The organism is Colwellia sp. MB3u-55 (assembly GCF_014076785.1).
Lineage (GTDB): Bacteria > Pseudomonadota > Gammaproteobacteria > Enterobacterales > Alteromonadaceae > Colwellia_A.
Window position 1 is genome coordinate 115169 of sequence record NZ_JACGUS010000122.1, and the last position, 15543, is coordinate 130711.

A 15543-nucleotide genomic window follows, 5' to 3' on the forward strand; every position below is an offset into this window, starting at 1 on the left:
CTGTCGTCATGCTGAATTCATTTCAGTATCTGGGGTTTGTTGAGTAAGTACAGATCCTGAAACGAGTTCAGGATGACGGTGGTGGGGTCTAATTGACGGGCTTCATACGTAGAGTTACGTTGCCCTTTTTGTCGTCATGCTGAATTTATTTCAGTATCTGGGGTTTGTTGAGTAAGTACAGATCCTGAAACGAGTTCAGGATGACGGTGGTGGGTTCTGGCTTATGGTGTCAGGCTGATGGTGGCTGGGTCTGATTGACGGGCTTCATACGTAGAGTTACGTTGCCCTTTTGTCGTCACGCTGAATTTATTTCAGTATCTGGGGTTTGTTGAATAAGTGCAGATCCTGAAACGAGTTCAGGATGACGGGGGTTGTGTGGCTTATAAATCTTTGCTCAGATCTAGCCAATTCGGGTTCATTTGTTCTATTAAATTTTTCTTCCAGGCCCTTCGCCAGTTTTTAAGTTGCTTTTCTCTTGTTATCGCATCGTACATCGTTTCAAATGACTCAAAATATACTAATTTATTCAGGTTATATTTATTGGTGAAGCCTAATGTCAGTTTAGATTTATGTTGATAGACCCTTTGAACTAACTGACTTGTTACACCTATGTATAGTGTCGTGTTTTTTATATTTGTCATTATATAAATATGAGGCTGTTTCATATTGACGACCCGGTTAGTAAATAAATTTTTTCGCTAATTTAGATATTTCAGGCCAATCATTGTTAATAAGAAATTGTTTTTGTTTTTTAGACCACCTTCTAATTTCATTTTCTATCAATCTTGCTTCTTGTTCAGTTTTAAATTTCTGCTGGTGGACAAGTTTGACTGGGGGCTTTATTTCAGTACCTAAAAGAAGTTGGTTATATTTATCGTATTTCGCTAACACAATGCCAAGTTCATCACAGCAGCCAGTGTGGTAGCTACCATCCACCGACTGTAATATATAAATATAAACTAATGTATTCATACCAACTCCTTTTGTTAACATTATTTTCACATGTCATTAATATTGTAGTTGAGCTTTATTGTTTTGTCAGGTTTCTCATATAAAATTAAAAATACTCTTTTGGTATTTGTGTTTTTTGGGTTCTAAGTTCAGATCCTGAAACGAGTTCAGGATGACGGTGTCGTGTTCAGGATGACGGTGTCGTGTTCAATATGACGGGTTACACAATCAGGATGACGGTAGTGGTGTCTGGCTGACAGTGGTTGTGTCTGGATAACGGAACATACACGCAGAATTACGTAGTTCTTTTGTCGTCATGCTGAATTCATTTCAGTATCTGGGTTTTGTAGAGTAAGTACAGATCCTGAAACGAGTTCAGGATGACGGTGGGGATGTCAGGCTGACGCTGATTTTTAAGGGTTACGGTGGTTCTTAAGAGTAACGGGATTGTTCAGGGTTACTGTGCTCGCTTTACACATTTGTCGTCATGCTGAATTCATTTCAGTATCTGGGCTTTGTTAAGTAAGTACAGATCCTGAAACAAGTTCAGGATGACGGGCTACGCAATTAGGATTACGTTTTACTGGCGTTGTGGCTGAGGGCTTGTTCTTATTGGTCGATCTGGTTTATGTTCGGGAGTTTCATTTAAAATGTAAAGTCCGATGCAATCGGACTTTACTTATGTATTTTTTAAAAAATTATCTATTTTGTTAAAAAATTAATATACCAAGGCATCGCTTTATCTATGCCTTGTTGTATTTTGAATTCAGGTTCAAAACCTAATAAGTTTTTAGCTTTAGAGATATCGGCTTGAGAATGTAAAACATCCCCTGCTCTGAAATCTTGATAAATTGCTGATTTATCATAATTCACACTGTTCGCTTTTAATGCTATTTTTAAACTATCAAATAAAGTGTTTAAGCTTGTTCTGTCGCCTAAAGCAACGTTGTAAACTTGATTTTTACCTGCATCATCAGCGGTGGCGGCTAATATGTTTGCTTGTACTGCGTTTTCAACAAAACAGAAATCTCGGCTAGTTTCGCCATCTCCATTGATATATAAATCTTCATTGTTGATCATAGCGGCTGTCCATTTAGGAATTACAGCTGCATAAGCGCCATCAGGGTCTTGACGTTTACCAAAAACGTTAAAGTATCGTAACCCTGTAGCGTTCAAACCATAGGTTCTGTTGAACACGTCAGCATATAGCTCGTTTACATATTTTGTTACGGCATAAGGTGATAATGGTTTACCTATGTTTTCTTCTACTTTAGGTAATGCTGGGTGATCGCCATAAGTAGAGCTTGATGCAGCGTAAACAAAAGTACTTACTTTTTCTTCTTTAGCGGCTGTTAACATATTAACAAAACCGGTAATATTTGCAGAATTAGTTAATATTGGATCGGCAATTGAACGTGGTACAGAGCCTAATGCCGCTTGGTGAAGGATGTAATCAACGCCTGAAACTGCTTTTTGACAATCATCAAAATTTCGGATATCTCCTTTAATAAAGGTAAATCTTGCCCATTGCTCAGCCGAAACTTCTGACTGTACTTCATCTAGATTGTGCTGGTGTCCGGTAGCAAAATTGTCTAACCCAGTAACCGTTTGATCAAGCTTTAATAATTTTTCAAGGATGTTTGAACCAATGAATCCAGCTACTCCGGTAACAAGCCATTTTTTAGGCGCTGTTTGCAGCTGTAATTTGATTTCGTTATAGCGAGACATAATTTTCCTTTAATTTATATATTGGTTTGTTTTGATATGCTGAGAAGTGATGCTTAACTTGCCTACCTTGTTGTAGGAACTCATTTTTATGGAAAACTGTCTTTCAATATCTATATTTAGTGTATTGGCGTAATACCACCTGATGCTGAATTTATTTCAGTATCGGGTGGTAAATGCCTAATAACAATAATGGTATTTTCTTGAAAAGAGAGTTAACACTACAAACGCATATCAACACTATCTTTAGGAAGTAAATATTTTAGATCGTAAAGTACATGGTTCTTTTTACCTAGTTTACGAATATTTTCCGCACCTAGTTTTTTAAATTCATCATGAGAAACAGCTAGAATTATTGCATCGTAGCTATCCGCTTCTGGAGTTTGTGTAATAGATAAACCATATTCATGCTCGGCGGCTTCAGTTGAGCACCAAGGATCGGTAATATCGACATTTATGTTGTATTCTTTTAGCTCGCTAACGATATCAACAATTTTGGTGTTACGTAAATCTGGACAGTTTTCTTTAAAGGTTAAGCCCATAACTAATACGTTAGCCCCTTCAACTTGAATTCGATTTTTCAGCATTTTCTTAACAAGTTGCGATACGACGTATGCCCCCATACCATCATTTAAACGACGACCAGCTAAGATCATCTCAGGGTGATATCCGACAGATTGTGCTTTATGTGTTAAGTAGTAAGGATCAACACCAATACAGTGTCCGCCAACCAAACCAGGACGGAATGGTAAGAAGTTCCATTTAGTGCCTGCAGCTTCTAAGACTTCTAAGGTATCAATGCCCAGTTTGTTAAAAATGATTGATAACTCATTAATTAATGCGATATTGACATCACGCTGGGTGTTTTCGATAACCTTTGCCGCTTCTGCCACTTTTATTGAGCTTGCTTTATGTGTACCGGCAATGATGATGGAGCGGTATAACTGGTCAACAAATTCGGCAATTTCAGGCGTTGATCCAGAGGTAACTTTTAAAATGTTAATCACCCGATGTTCTTTATCGCCTGGATTAATTCGTTCAGGGGAGTATCCCGCAAAAAAATCTTTATTGAAGGTTAAACCCGAAAATTTCTCGACAACAGGGATACATGACTCTTCTGTAGCACCTGGATAAACGGTTGATTCATAAATAACAATATCGCCTTTATTAATGACTTTACCCAGCATTTCGCTGGCTTTAATTAACGGCGTTAAGTCAGGTTGTTTATGCTCATCAATGGGTGTTGGCACAGTAACAATATATATATTACACGACTTTAAATCTTCGACAGTACATGAGTATGATAATGCTTTAGTCGCAGCAAGCTCTTCGCTACTTACTTCTAGTGTGCTATCGATGCCACTTTGAAGCTCGGCTATTCTTGGCTTATTGATATCAAAGCCTAATGTTGGATATTTTTTTCCAAATTCAACAGCCAGAGGTAAACCAACATAGCCTAATCCAATTATCGCTAATTTAACTTCATTTAAATCTTTAATCATTATCATTCCATTTTTAATTTATTAAACTTATTAAAAAACAAGTATTAAAGTCCACTAATTGCCGCTATGGCAACCGCTGTGTTATACATAATTGTTGTCGCTGTTGTCCACAGGGTTAAATTGTTCATGTACTCTGAATCAAGTGGTACAACAATTGAATCACCCGGTTTTAAAGCTGAGTCAGCACCGCCGCTAAACCAATTACTTTCTTCAAACATTTGGATACTACCGTTTGACGAAATAATATAAATTCTCTCATCATCAGCACGTTTTTTTAAGCCACCGCTTTGCGTTATATAATCTTCAACACTGCTTGTTGAATCAAACATGTGTGAGCTATTTACTTGCACTTGCCCCATAACATTAATTGAACGATTCTGAGTTGGGATGTACAGTACATCGCCGCCCTCTATCGCAATATCATAATCATTTTTGGCAATAACTTGCGGTAAATTAATGACTAAACGCCCTAGCGGTTCTACCTTAGAGAGGTCTGCTAATAACGATTGAATTTCACTATATGAAGTTACCCCGCTGTTACTTGATAAAGACTTAGTTGCCATTTCAATACGTAAGTCGGCACTTACTTTCATTAAGTTTTGTCTTTCAAGTTGTTTTAACTTTGTTCTTGAAAAAACAGAGCCATTGGGATCTGCAAAAGCGGTTAATCCTCCCGCTTTAAGAATAATACTTGATAAGCTGTCTCCACGACGAACTGTATATTTACCCGGAAAAAGGACTTCGCCGCGTAACTCTATAACATTATTTTCACTCCATGATGGGATACGGTGAATGTTAAGGCGATCTTTACTTTTTAGCAGAATATTATCTTCATCGAAATTATTGAGGGCATTCACTAAATGAATATTTTTAGAGATTTTTACAGAGTTAATACCACTCATTTCATTACGTGTTAACTCAGCTCTTGATAAATAAGCTGACTCTTTAACGCCGCCGGCAGCTAAAATCAAATCGATTACCCGAGCCCCTTTCCCTAATGGATAAACCCCTGGAAATTTAACTTCACCATCAATTTCAATTAACTTTACCGCTTCACCAGATCCTGCTTGGTATCGAAGTTTGTTAACAATAGGCACCAGTAGACGTTGGCGAGAAAACAATGCCATTTCTCGAATTGTCACATTTTCGTGCTCTGCACCACTGTTAATATTATTGATAGAGGTATAAATTTTTTCATCTTTGGTCTCAGCCATAACATCATTTTGCTCATGGGTTTCCCAAAACTCTTTTTTCTTACTCGTTTCAATCGCTAAATTTCTTTCTTTCGCTAATAACTCTTCTTGAGTGTAGGCGAGCTCGTCTAATAAGAATTGTTCTTCAGAGAATTTAAAGGCTTTCGAGAAGATGATAATTTTATCATTACTGCTGAGTTGGATATTGCTCTTAGAATTTTTATCAGCAAAAACATTGGCTAAATTAAACTGTAAAATTTCTATATTACGGGCACTATCAATTTCTCTAACGACAATGCCGTAATTTAAATCGGCGTAAGGTAATAGGTGAGCGTCAGCATTGGTAATAACATCGGATAGCAACATATTTTGTTGCAACTGGTATTTACCTGGACGCGCTACAGCGCCTATTAAAGTAATTGAATCGACATATAAGTCTGAGCTTTTTAACACTCTAATAAAATCGCCCGCTTGAACTTTTTCAGCTTTTTGGGCTTTATCAGATAAATCAATACTTAGGATACTGCGTAAATCGCTTTTGTTATAACGCTCTACGATGGTAGATTTTGGGTAAGCCGCAGGTAAAAGTCCGCCAGCCATTTTAATGACATTAGAAAAGTCGTCTGATTGGCTCAATTCATAAATAGCAGGACGTCTTACTTCACCGGCAATTGACACAGACTTGCCTTGAGGGGGAATAAAAACGACATCACCTGATTGCAACAAAATATCACTTGATGAATCACCTTCAATTAATAAGTCATATAAATCGACTTGTTGAATTAGCTTCCCTGAACGTTTTACTTGAATATTTCTTAATGAGCCAATATCACTGACACCACCTGCAGCAAAAATGGCATGGGTAACTGAAGATAATGAACTTAACGTATAGGGGCCGGGTTTATAAGCTTCACCTAAAACAAATATTCGCATAGAGCGTAATTCGGCTAAGCTAACCACCACATTAACACCAATAATTTTTTGTTGAATTTTATTAACAACAAAAGTCTTTAATTCTGAAAATGTTAATCCTGCAACGCTAATGGGGCCAAGATTAGGAAAAACCAACTCACCTTCACGTGTCACTGTTAATTGCATTTCACGGTTTTCTTTACCAAACACCTGTATTGAAACTGAATCTCCCGTACCTAAGATATACCCTTCTGGAATAGCAATATCCATAACCGGAGAGAATGTTGTTGGCGAATTTGCAAATACATCTAAACCAAACCGTGGCAAGGTCTTAAAAATCGCTTCAGCTTTCTCTGTTTCTTCGGCGTCTTTGTCTTTAAGGTTTTTATTGTTCCGGCTATTTATATCGCGTGGCATTACCTGTGTATTAATAGGAGAGCTTTGTGTATTACTTCCTGATAACTGAGCCTCAATAGCATTTAAATCGACGCCCATACTTTTGGCTAATGCTTGTTGTTGAGATTTAGGTAACTTTTTAAATTGTTCAATTTGCTGAGCAGACACTTGCTGGGCATGTAAATTTAAAGAAAGCGCAAAAAGTAAAAAGGTTGCTATCAGATAGCGAGTAATGTTCATCATTGGGGCAATAAATTTCCTATAAATGCGAGGTATAACATTAGCTCAATACTTATAAACCATAAAAATTAATAATGGCCAAATATATCGACTAAATAAGTTCTAAAATTAACCTTTGGAGTTTATCAGTAACAAGCTATTGAATAAAGTAACTTGCTTACCTTTTTATGACGTCAAATAATTAATTTTGGAGAGTCTGTTTATTATTTTTCTTTCTAAAAGTATCAAAAGTAACTAAAACATTACATCTGCTTAATCAAATCTCGATGCCAAACTATTGCCTTTCATGGCAAGCACAGGTATAACACACGCTGACTTTCGCAAATAAATTTGACAATAATTACAGCGCAAAGAACTTATTTCAATATTTTAAAATGTTTTTAGCGAATTAAAATAATAATATTTATCTGTAATTTACACTTATCTTAGAGGAATTTTTTATGAGCAAACCTGATTCAGGTTCTTTTTTTGGCCATCCGGCAGGGTTACAAACGCTGTTTGTTACAGAAATGTGGGAGCGCATGAGTTATTACGGCATGCGTATGCTACTTGTATTATTTATGACCGCTACTTTACAAGAAGGAGGCTTAGGTTTAACCGTCGCTTCTGCAGCGGCTATATATGGTTTATATACCGGTAGTGTCTATTTTATGGGCTTACCTGGCGGTTGGATAGCTGACAGATTAATTGGTGGTCAAAAAGCAGTTTGGTACGGCGCCATCATTATTATGATTGGCCATATTATCTTAGCTATTCCTAATGACACCACCTTTTTTATTGGTTTAATTGTCGTCATTTTAGGTACGGGTTTATTAAAGCCGAATATTGGCGCTATGGTAGGTCAATTATACTCAGATGAAGATGTTCGCCGTGATAGTGGTTATGCCATTTATTATATGGGCATCAATTTAGGTTCAGTTATTGGCTATGCAGTTTGTGGCTACTTAATGGAAAATGTTGGTTGGCATTGGGCGTTTGGCGCTGCAGCCATTGGTATGGCATTAGGTTTAATTCAATACAAAATGACTACCCCTAAGCTTAACGGTATAGGAGAAAAGCCGGTATATCCATTATCAGTTAAAGCACAAAAAACAAGCTGGACAGTTATTGGTGTCGTTTTAGCGGTTATTGCACTGGTAACGGTTGCTGTATTTCAGGGCATGTTAACCATTAAACCTGTCACTGTTGCCCAATATGTTGCTGTAGCATTTTCTCTAATATTTGTTATTTATTACGCAGTTATTTATTTTGGTAGCTCAATAACACCTAATGAGAAGAAAAAGCTTTGGGCGTTATTACTTATTTGTATTGCTTCAGCTTGTTTTTGGTCTGGCTTTGAACAAGCCGGTTCTTCACTCAACTTATTTGCGCGTGATTATACTGACCGTATAGTGGGATCATTTGAAATACCTACGGGTTGGTTCCAAATGACTAACTCGTTCTTTATCGTTTTACTCTCACCTTTTTTTGCTGCTCTATGGATTAACTTAGGTAAAAGAATGGTCAGCCCTTCTTACGGTATAAAATGTGCTTTTGGTTTAATTATTATGGCCAGTGGTTTTATCGTGATGTTTTTTGCTGCACAATACGCTGCTTCAGGAATGAAAGTTGCCCCTTATTGGTTAGTAGCAACTTACTTCCTACATACAGTTGGTGAGCTTTGTTTAAGCCCTGTAGCATTAAGTGCCGTAAGTAAATTATCTCCTAAGCGTTTCGCTGGACAAATGATGGGTGTTTTTGTATTAACCTATTCAATTGGTAATATTATTTCTGGTTTGTTAGCGGGTAACTATGATCCAAATAACGTTGCACAAATTCCTTCACTTTATCTCCAAGTGAGCTTATTCAGTATTGGTATTGGTATCATTATTTTACTGGTTGGTTTCAAATCTAGATTTTGGGAAAATTTGCCTGATGATTCAGAAGTATCTACAACTAACGCAAATGGTTCAACGGCAACAACTAACGCTTAATTAACTGTTAGTCATCGTTAAAGTGATTTTGAAAAGCCAACATTTATTGTTGGCTTTTTTATAGCTAATTTTTACTGTAACTTACTTGTTGTCGTTAGACTTATTTTATAAGGGGTTAAATATCATGAAAACAAGAGATGTTCTTCGCCAAGAAATTCGCTATCAACGCAGTTTATTAAACGCTGACCAGCAAGCAGAACAATCACTTTTATTATCGAAGAGACTCATTAAAGAAAAAGTAGTCAAAGGCGTTAAACACATCGCTATTTATTTAGCCAATGATGGCGAGTTAAATACTCAGCCTTTTATTGATTGGTGCTGGCAAAATAGCATCACCGTATATTTACCGGTAATACATCCTTTTAGTAAGAATAATTTACTCTTTTTAAAATATACTGAGACGTCTATTCTCGTCAAAAATAAATATGGTATTTTAGAACCTAAGCTTAACGTTCAAGATATAATAACGGTCGCTCAGCTTGATATTATTTTTACTCCCTTAGTCGCCTTTGACCCATATGGTAATCGCTTAGGCATGGGTGGTGGCTTTTATGACCGAACACTTTCGGCTTGGCATGATCAATATCAACAAAACAAACACGCTAAACCCTTACCAGTTGGCTTAGCTCACGATTGCCAAAAAGTTAACACTATTCCCTTTGAAAGTTGGGATATTCCACTGCCTAAAATTATCACTCCTACCACCAGCTATAACTTCGATATTTAATCATCTGCTGATATACTTCTACCTAACTTCTCCTCGCTAATTAGGATTCACATGACACAAGATGAAATGAAGAAGGCAGCAGCCTTTAAAGCACTCGAATTTATTAAAAACGATACCATCGTTGGCGTAGGCACCGGGTCTACTGTTAATCACTTTATTGACGCCCTAGCAACAATCAAAGACGACATTGAAGGTGCAGTTTCTAGCTCTGAAGCGTCGACTCAAAGATTGAAAGCCCATGGTATCGAAGTGTTTGAATTAAATAATGTCGGTAGCATTGATGTTTATGTTGATGGCGCCGATGAAATTACTGAATATCTGTCGATGATAAAAGGTGGTGGTGCTGCACTAACCCGAGAGAAAATTGTCGCGGCCGTAGCAAAAACATTTGTCTGTATTGCCGATGAAAGTAAGCAAGTAAAAGTGCTAGGTAAATTTCCACTACCGGTAGAAGTTATTCCGATGGCACGAAGCTATGTGGCTCGTGAATTAGTTAAGTTAGGTGGCGATCCCGTTTATCGTCAGGGTGTAATTACCGATAACGGTTGTGTAATTCTCGATGTACATAACTTAGAGATACTTGATCCCAAAAAACTTGAAAATGATATTAATGCCATTGTAGGTGTTGTTACTAATGGTTTGTTTGCACTACGTGGCGCTGATGTTTTAATTTTAGGCACTCAAGATGGCGCAAAACTGGTAAAATAAATCTTTAGAGTTTATACACTATATGCTAGTTTAGATATCTAGCCATCTAAATGCTTTATATTTTTTAAGGCAATGACCACTATAGTCCCACATGAGATATTAGAAAATGAGCAATAATTCATTAGCAAAAGAAAAAATTAAAATTTTATTACTTGAAGGTGTCCACCCGAGCGCTGTTGAAGAGTTAAAAATGAAAGGCTACAGCAATATTGAATGTATTAGTACATCGCTTGCTGAAGAAGATTTGATCAAAAAAATTGCTAATGTTCACTTTATTGGTATTCGTTCTCGTACTCAGTTAACTGACCATGTACTAAGCCATGCTAAAAAACTCGCGGCTATTGGTTGTTTCTGTATTGGTACTAACCAAGTTGAAATTAAAGCGGCACAAAAACGTGGCATTCCAGTATTTAATGCCCCGTTTTCAAATACACGCTCGGTTGCCGAACTTGTATTAGGTGAAACTTTATTATTATTACGTGGTATTCCTGAAAAAAGTGCTAAAGCTCATCGCGGTGAATGGCATAAATCTGCAGCTGGCTCGGTAGAAGCTCGTGGCAAAACCTTAGGTATTATTGGTTACGGCCATATTGGTACACAGTTAGGTATTTTAGCTGAAACGTTAGGTATGCGTGTTCGCTTTTATGATATCGAAACTAAACTTTCCTTAGGTAATGCGAGCCAAGCACCTAGTTTAAAAGCTTTATTAAAAGAAGCTGATGTAGTTAGTTTGCATGTGCCTGAAACGGTTCAAACGCAAAACATGATGGCAGCAAAAGAATTTGCAATCATGAAAGACGGTGTTATTTTTATCAATGCTTCTCGTGGTACTGTTGTTGATATTGACGCATTAGCTGAAGCGCTTAAAAGTAAAAAAGTCGCTGGCGCAGCAATCGATGTTTTCCCTGTTGAACCCAAAGGTAATGATGAAGAGTTTATTTCACCACTACGTGCATTCGACAACGTTATTTTGACGCCACATATTGGTGGTAGTACTAAAGAAGCCCAATCTAATATCGGCTTAGAAGTTGCCAGTAAAATGGCAAAATACTCTGACAACGGTTCAACACTTTCGGCAGTAAACTTCCCTGAAGTTTCTTTGCCTGGTCATACGGGAACAAGCCGTTTATTACATATACACCGCAATCAACCGGGCGTGTTAACCCAAATTAACCAAGCATTTGCTAAGCACAATATTAATATTGCAGCACAGTACTTACAAACAGACGATCAAATTGGTTATGTAGTTATTGATATTGAAGCACAAGATAGTGTACTAGCATTACGTGAATTAAAACAAATTGACGGCACAATACGCGTACGTATTCTTCATTAGTTTTTCTAAGTATTTAGCGTAAACAATAATAAACGAGACTTAATAAGTCTCGTTTTTTTTATTGCCACATTAACAATCCATCATTTGACCGTGTAAAAAAACCTATTACAGCCTGATAATACTGAAATGAACGAACTTGTAGTCATACTGAATTTAAAAAACTCAGATCTTTTGTAGTTATTTACTTTCGTCATACTGCATTTATTTCAGTATTCATTCCCGTAATGCTGAATTTATTTCAGTATCCATTCTCATCATACTGAATTTATTTTAGTATCCACTCCCATCATGCTGAATATATTTTAGTATCCACTCCCATCATGCTGAATATATTTTAGTATCCACTCCCGTCATGCTGAATTTATTTCAGTATCTGGGCATTGGGTTGTTAAGGACGAGATCCTGAAACAAGTTCAGGATGACGGCGGTTGGGTTCATGCTGACGGGGGGGTGAGTTCATGCTAATGGTAGATTGGGTTCAAACTAAACTTGTTTCAGTATCCATTCTCGTCTTGCTGAATTTATTTCAGTATCTGGGCTTTGGGTTGTTAAGGACGAGATCCTGAAACAAGTTCAGGATGACGACGGTTGCGTTCATGCTGATGGGTGATGCGTTGATGCTGAATTTATCTCAGTATCCACTCCCGTCATGCTGAATTTATTTCAGTATCTGGGCTTTGGGTTGTCAAGGACGAGATCCTGAAACGAGTTCAGGATCTCGGCGGTTGGGTTCATGCTGACGGAAGTTGGGTTCATACTGAACTTGTTTCAGTTTCCACTCCCATCATACTGCATTTATTTCTGTTCCACTCCCGTCATGCTGAATTTATTTCAGTATCTGGGGTTTGGGTTGTTAAGGACGAGATCCTGAAACGAGTTCAGGATGACGGCGGTTGGCTTCATTCTGATGGGTGTTGCTTTAATGCTGAACTTATTTCAGCTTCCATTCCCGTCATGCTGAATTTATTTCAGCTTCCATTCTCGTCATGCTGAATTTATTTCAGTATCTGGGCTTTGGGTTGTTAGGGACGAGATCCTGAAACGAGTTCAGGATGACGGCGGTTGGCTTCATTCTGATAGAGTTTGCGTTCATTCTGGTGGTGTTTGGGTTCACACTAAACTTCTTTCTGTTTCCCCTCCCGTCATGCTGAATTTATTTCAGTATCCATTCTCGTCATGCTGAATTTATTTCAGTATCTGGGCTTTGAGTTGTTAGGGACGAGATCCTGAAACAAGTTCAGGATGACGGAGTTTTGTTCATACTGACGGAGCTTGAATTCATCCTAACGGAGCTTACGTTCATCCTAACGAAGTTTGAGTTCATCCTAACAGCGTTTGATTTCATGCCCATTTACAATATCCTTTAGCTCAATTTAATGATATGACTACACCTTCAGGATTAGCTAGTAGTGAACTCACTTTTTTTAACATTTGAGCATCATTGCCGATAAAATGTTTTACTGCTTTTGTCATCGCTAATTCAACTTCGGCGCCATCATCAGGTGTTAATGGACGATGTACTTCTATCTTTTTGCCATCCTGTTCATAAGACATTTTAATGGGCTGTTCGAATATGCGAATAGGTGTGCCTACGGGAATATTATTATATAACCATTCGATGTCATCATCATACATACGAATACAGCCAGAGCTTGCTCGCATACCGATACCAAAGCGCTTATTGGAGCCATGAATTAGGTATTCACTTGTGCCAATACGTAATGCATATTTACCAAAGGGATTATTGGGTCCTGCGGGGACTTCTCTTACCATCTCTTTACCATGTTCGGCAAAATAACGCGCGCGCATCTCTGCTGTTGGACGCCAACTTGGGTTTTTACGTTTGTCGCCAATAGTACTGGTTAAATGCGGTGTTTCTAGTCCTTCTCTACCAATACCCACAGGGAAAACGTAAACTAATTTCTCTCCTTTCGGGTAGTAGTACAAGCGTAACTCAGCTAGATTAATGACAATACCTTCACGCTTACCAAAAGGTAGAAGCATCTGCTTAGGAATAACAATATTATCATCTAGAGCCAATAAAAAAGGATCAACACCGGGGTTGGCGGCCAGCAATGCAAAAAAGCCTACGTTATAATTTTCAGCTAAAGCTTGAAAGTAATCGCCTTTTACTGCTTTATGGATCGTATCCTCGCCCAATAACCTTGAATTGGCGGCAGGGAGATTATAGACACTCGCCATACTTACACAGGTAATAAAACTACTTAACAATAAACTTAATTTAACAACCCACTTCATTAATTTATAACCCTACGAATTATCTTCAACATTATCTAAAATCTTTTCTATTCGAACCGATAAACAGCTATGACTCATCTAACCAGTAAGGTTTTGTTAATAATGCCATATTTCTAGAACTGTCTAACGCAATGAGTAACCCTTCGACTTTGCTTCCTTGCCATAAAACGAGTTTTTTAGGTTTTTCATCTAACGTTTGTAGTTGCTGGTGAATAATCCACAATGTTTGTAATTCACTGATCCCTTGCTGAATGTCCAACCAAGGTGCCCTGTATTGTTTACGTTCTTCTTCACCAAACAATAAACCAAACCAAGTGCCTGTCAGTAAACTTCGGTTTAACAGTTTTGCTTGTGATAAGTATTGCTCACTGCTCAGCGACTGCGATGGCGTGCTATCAGCAAATAACACCGCCATACTTTTCGTTAAACTTTGCTGCGCAAAAGGTAACAACGAGTCACTAAACTGTGTATCTTCAGTTAATAGCATTTCTAACAAATGAGCCTGCAGGGTATTAAAACGCTGGCCATGCAATAATTCGATAACATTTTCACTCGTTGGAAGACGACGTTTCTCCATTCTTAGTTGTTCTACCAATTGTTCGCTGTAGTTTAACTTGCGTCTATAATTACCCGTTTTATTAGTAAGTTCTTGTAGGTTAACGGCATTATCAACCCACGAGAGTAAGTGCACAAAATAGCTTATGTCATCACGAATTTTTACGGCTTCTTCGGGTAGATAGTCTGCAAATAGCCAAAAACCGTGGCGAATTAACGATAAAGTTTCTGTTATTTTTTCTAACTCGACTAAGCTTGGCGACGTTATATAGTATTCAATATGATCATGTAGGTTAACTAGGCAATAATTGATACCGGTAGAAAAGGCATTAGAAATAGAGTGACTACGGTCAATGGGAAGAATATCTGTAATATTTTTTTTATAATTAACGGGGATGTTTTTCCATAAACCATAGCCACGAGCCGCTTTACTTTGGCTACTTGGCCTAACAAGCAGTACAGAAAATAATAAGTTGGCAAGCAACAGTAAATCTGAAGTTATGCCACTGACAAGTTCTAGTTCGAGTTCACAAATTTTAATACTGCGACCATCGCTACTAATATCGCCTTGATCGAAGGCAACTTCTACCACGGTACCCGACGACAAAGTAACTAACCAAATAATACGGGTGAAGTCCGTTGAAAAAAGGGGGATTAATGATTCTTGTAACTGCTCTACTTTTTGGGTTGACTGCCAAATTTCATTTGGGAACAAGGAAAGTTCAGGGAAGTTATTAACAATATTAACGTTATACTCTGGTCGCTGATGTAAACCTGCAATTACCACCCCAGCTGTTTTTATGGTTTGCTCTAACTTTCCGTCACAACCTCTAATTCTTAGCCCCATATCATGACGGCGAAAATCTAAATGAGTTGTATCGTAATAGCAGTTCGATAATTGCTTTGTTTCACAGCTAAATGACAGCTGTTTTGTGGTGAATAACTGGGTGATTTTTTCTTGAGTATTATCACTTGTAACAAAATACTTAAGCTCAATTTCGGTAACCATATTCTTCCAATAATTTGTTTTATTATGTCAACGTACTGAGTTTACAACAGCAACATA

General features: G+C 37.6%; 11 protein-coding genes. 4 read left to right on the forward strand and 7 right to left on the reverse strand.

All coding sequences use genetic code 11. The features are described 5' to 3' along the window. Positions 1-380 precede the first annotated feature (380 nt). The 5 genes from H4J66_RS16705 to H4J66_RS16725 all read right to left on the reverse strand — a co-directional run bounded on the left by H4J66_RS16705 (position 381) and on the right by H4J66_RS16725 (position 6922). The gene (locus H4J66_RS16705) at positions 381-665 is read right to left on the reverse strand and encodes a GIY-YIG nuclease family protein (RefSeq protein ID WP_182176095.1); all 285 of its coding nucleotides are present in this window, start codon (positions 663-665) and stop codon (positions 381-383) included. Positions 666-678: 13 nt separating this feature from the next. Then, the gene (locus H4J66_RS16710) at positions 679-972 is read right to left on the reverse strand and encodes a hypothetical protein (RefSeq protein ID WP_182176096.1); all 294 of its coding nucleotides are present in this window, start codon (positions 970-972) and stop codon (positions 679-681) included. Between the two features lie 681 nt (positions 973-1653). Continuing rightward, positions 1654-2679: an NAD-dependent epimerase/dehydratase family protein gene (locus H4J66_RS16715; protein WP_182176097.1), complete on the reverse strand. Its 1026-nt coding sequence runs from the start codon at positions 2677-2679 to the stop codon at positions 1654-1656. A 218-nt stretch (positions 2680-2897) separates the two neighbouring features. After that, positions 2898-4178, reverse strand: a complete 1281-nt coding sequence (gene tviB, locus H4J66_RS16720) for a Vi polysaccharide biosynthesis UDP-N-acetylglucosamine C-6 dehydrogenase TviB (RefSeq protein WP_220463338.1) — start codon at positions 4176-4178, stop codon at positions 2898-2900. A gap of 44 nt (positions 4179-4222) precedes the next feature. Further along, positions 4223-6922, reverse strand: a complete 2700-nt coding sequence (locus H4J66_RS16725) for an SLBB domain-containing protein (protein WP_182176098.1) — start codon at positions 6920-6922, stop codon at positions 4223-4225. A gap of 437 nt (positions 6923-7359) precedes the next feature. On the opposite strand from H4J66_RS16725, the gene H4J66_RS16730 reads away from it, so the two are divergent. From H4J66_RS16730 to serA, 4 genes are all read left to right on the forward strand, one after another. After that, positions 7360-8892 (forward strand): peptide MFS transporter, encoded by a 1533-nt coding sequence (locus H4J66_RS16730; protein ID WP_182176099.1) that lies wholly within the window; start codon positions 7360-7362, stop codon positions 8890-8892. Between the two features lie 124 nt (positions 8893-9016). Continuing rightward, positions 9017-9619, forward strand: coding sequence for a 5-formyltetrahydrofolate cyclo-ligase (locus H4J66_RS16735; protein WP_182176100.1), 603 nt, complete (start codon positions 9017-9019; stop codon positions 9617-9619). 51 nt (positions 9620-9670) lie between these two features. After that, complete coding sequence (gene rpiA, locus H4J66_RS16740; protein ID WP_182176101.1) at positions 9671-10327, forward strand: ribose-5-phosphate isomerase RpiA; 657 nt, start codon at positions 9671-9673, stop codon at positions 10325-10327. 106 nt (positions 10328-10433) lie between these two features. Beyond that, on the forward strand, positions 10434-11663 hold the full coding sequence (serA, locus tag H4J66_RS16745) for a phosphoglycerate dehydrogenase (RefSeq protein WP_182176102.1): 1230 nt from the start codon (positions 10434-10436) through the stop codon (positions 11661-11663). 1368 nt (positions 11664-13031) lie between these two features. Here the strand turns inward: serA and H4J66_RS16750 are convergent. Further along, positions 13032-13922, reverse strand: a complete 891-nt coding sequence (locus tag H4J66_RS16750; protein ID WP_182176103.1) for a L,D-transpeptidase family protein — start codon at positions 13920-13922, stop codon at positions 13032-13034. 67 nt (positions 13923-13989) lie between these two features. Continuing rightward, on the reverse strand, positions 13990-15486 hold the full coding sequence (locus H4J66_RS16755) for a CYTH domain-containing protein (protein WP_182176104.1): 1497 nt from the start codon (positions 15484-15486) through the stop codon (positions 13990-13992). Positions 15487-15543 lie beyond the last annotated feature (57 nt).

What these genes read in the sequence shown, in the direction of transcription:
- rpiA (WP_182176101.1), top strand. Translation starts at nt 9,671, where the DNA reads ATGACACAAGATGAAATGAAGAAGGCAGCAGCCTTTAAAGCACTCGAA.
- H4J66_RS16705 (WP_182176095.1), bottom strand. Translation starts at nt 665, where the DNA reads ATGAAACAGCCTCATATTTATATAATGACAAATATAAAAAACACGACA.
- H4J66_RS16715 (WP_182176097.1), bottom strand. Translation starts at nt 2,679, where the DNA reads ATGTCTCGCTATAACGAAATCAAATTACAGCTGCAAACAGCGCCTAAA.
- serA (WP_182176102.1), top strand. Translation starts at nt 10,434, where the DNA reads ATGAGCAATAATTCATTAGCAAAAGAAAAAATTAAAATTTTATTACTT.
- H4J66_RS16730 (WP_182176099.1), top strand. Translation starts at nt 7,360, where the DNA reads ATGAGCAAACCTGATTCAGGTTCTTTTTTTGGCCATCCGGCAGGGTTA.
- H4J66_RS16755 (WP_182176104.1), bottom strand. Translation starts at nt 15,486, where the DNA reads ATGGTTACCGAAATTGAGCTTAAGTATTTTGTTACAAGTGATAATACT.
- H4J66_RS16710 (WP_182176096.1), bottom strand. Translation starts at nt 972, where the DNA reads ATGAATACATTAGTTTATATTTATATATTACAGTCGGTGGATGGTAGC.
- H4J66_RS16750 (WP_182176103.1), bottom strand. Translation starts at nt 13,922, where the DNA reads ATGAAGTGGGTTGTTAAATTAAGTTTATTGTTAAGTAGTTTTATTACC.
- tviB (WP_220463338.1), bottom strand. Translation starts at nt 4,178, where the DNA reads ATGATTAAAGATTTAAATGAAGTTAAATTAGCGATAATTGGATTAGGC.
- H4J66_RS16725 (WP_182176098.1), bottom strand. Translation starts at nt 6,922, where the DNA reads ATGATGAACATTACTCGCTATCTGATAGCAACCTTTTTACTTTTTGCG.
- H4J66_RS16735 (WP_182176100.1), top strand. Translation starts at nt 9,017, where the DNA reads ATGAAAACAAGAGATGTTCTTCGCCAAGAAATTCGCTATCAACGCAGT.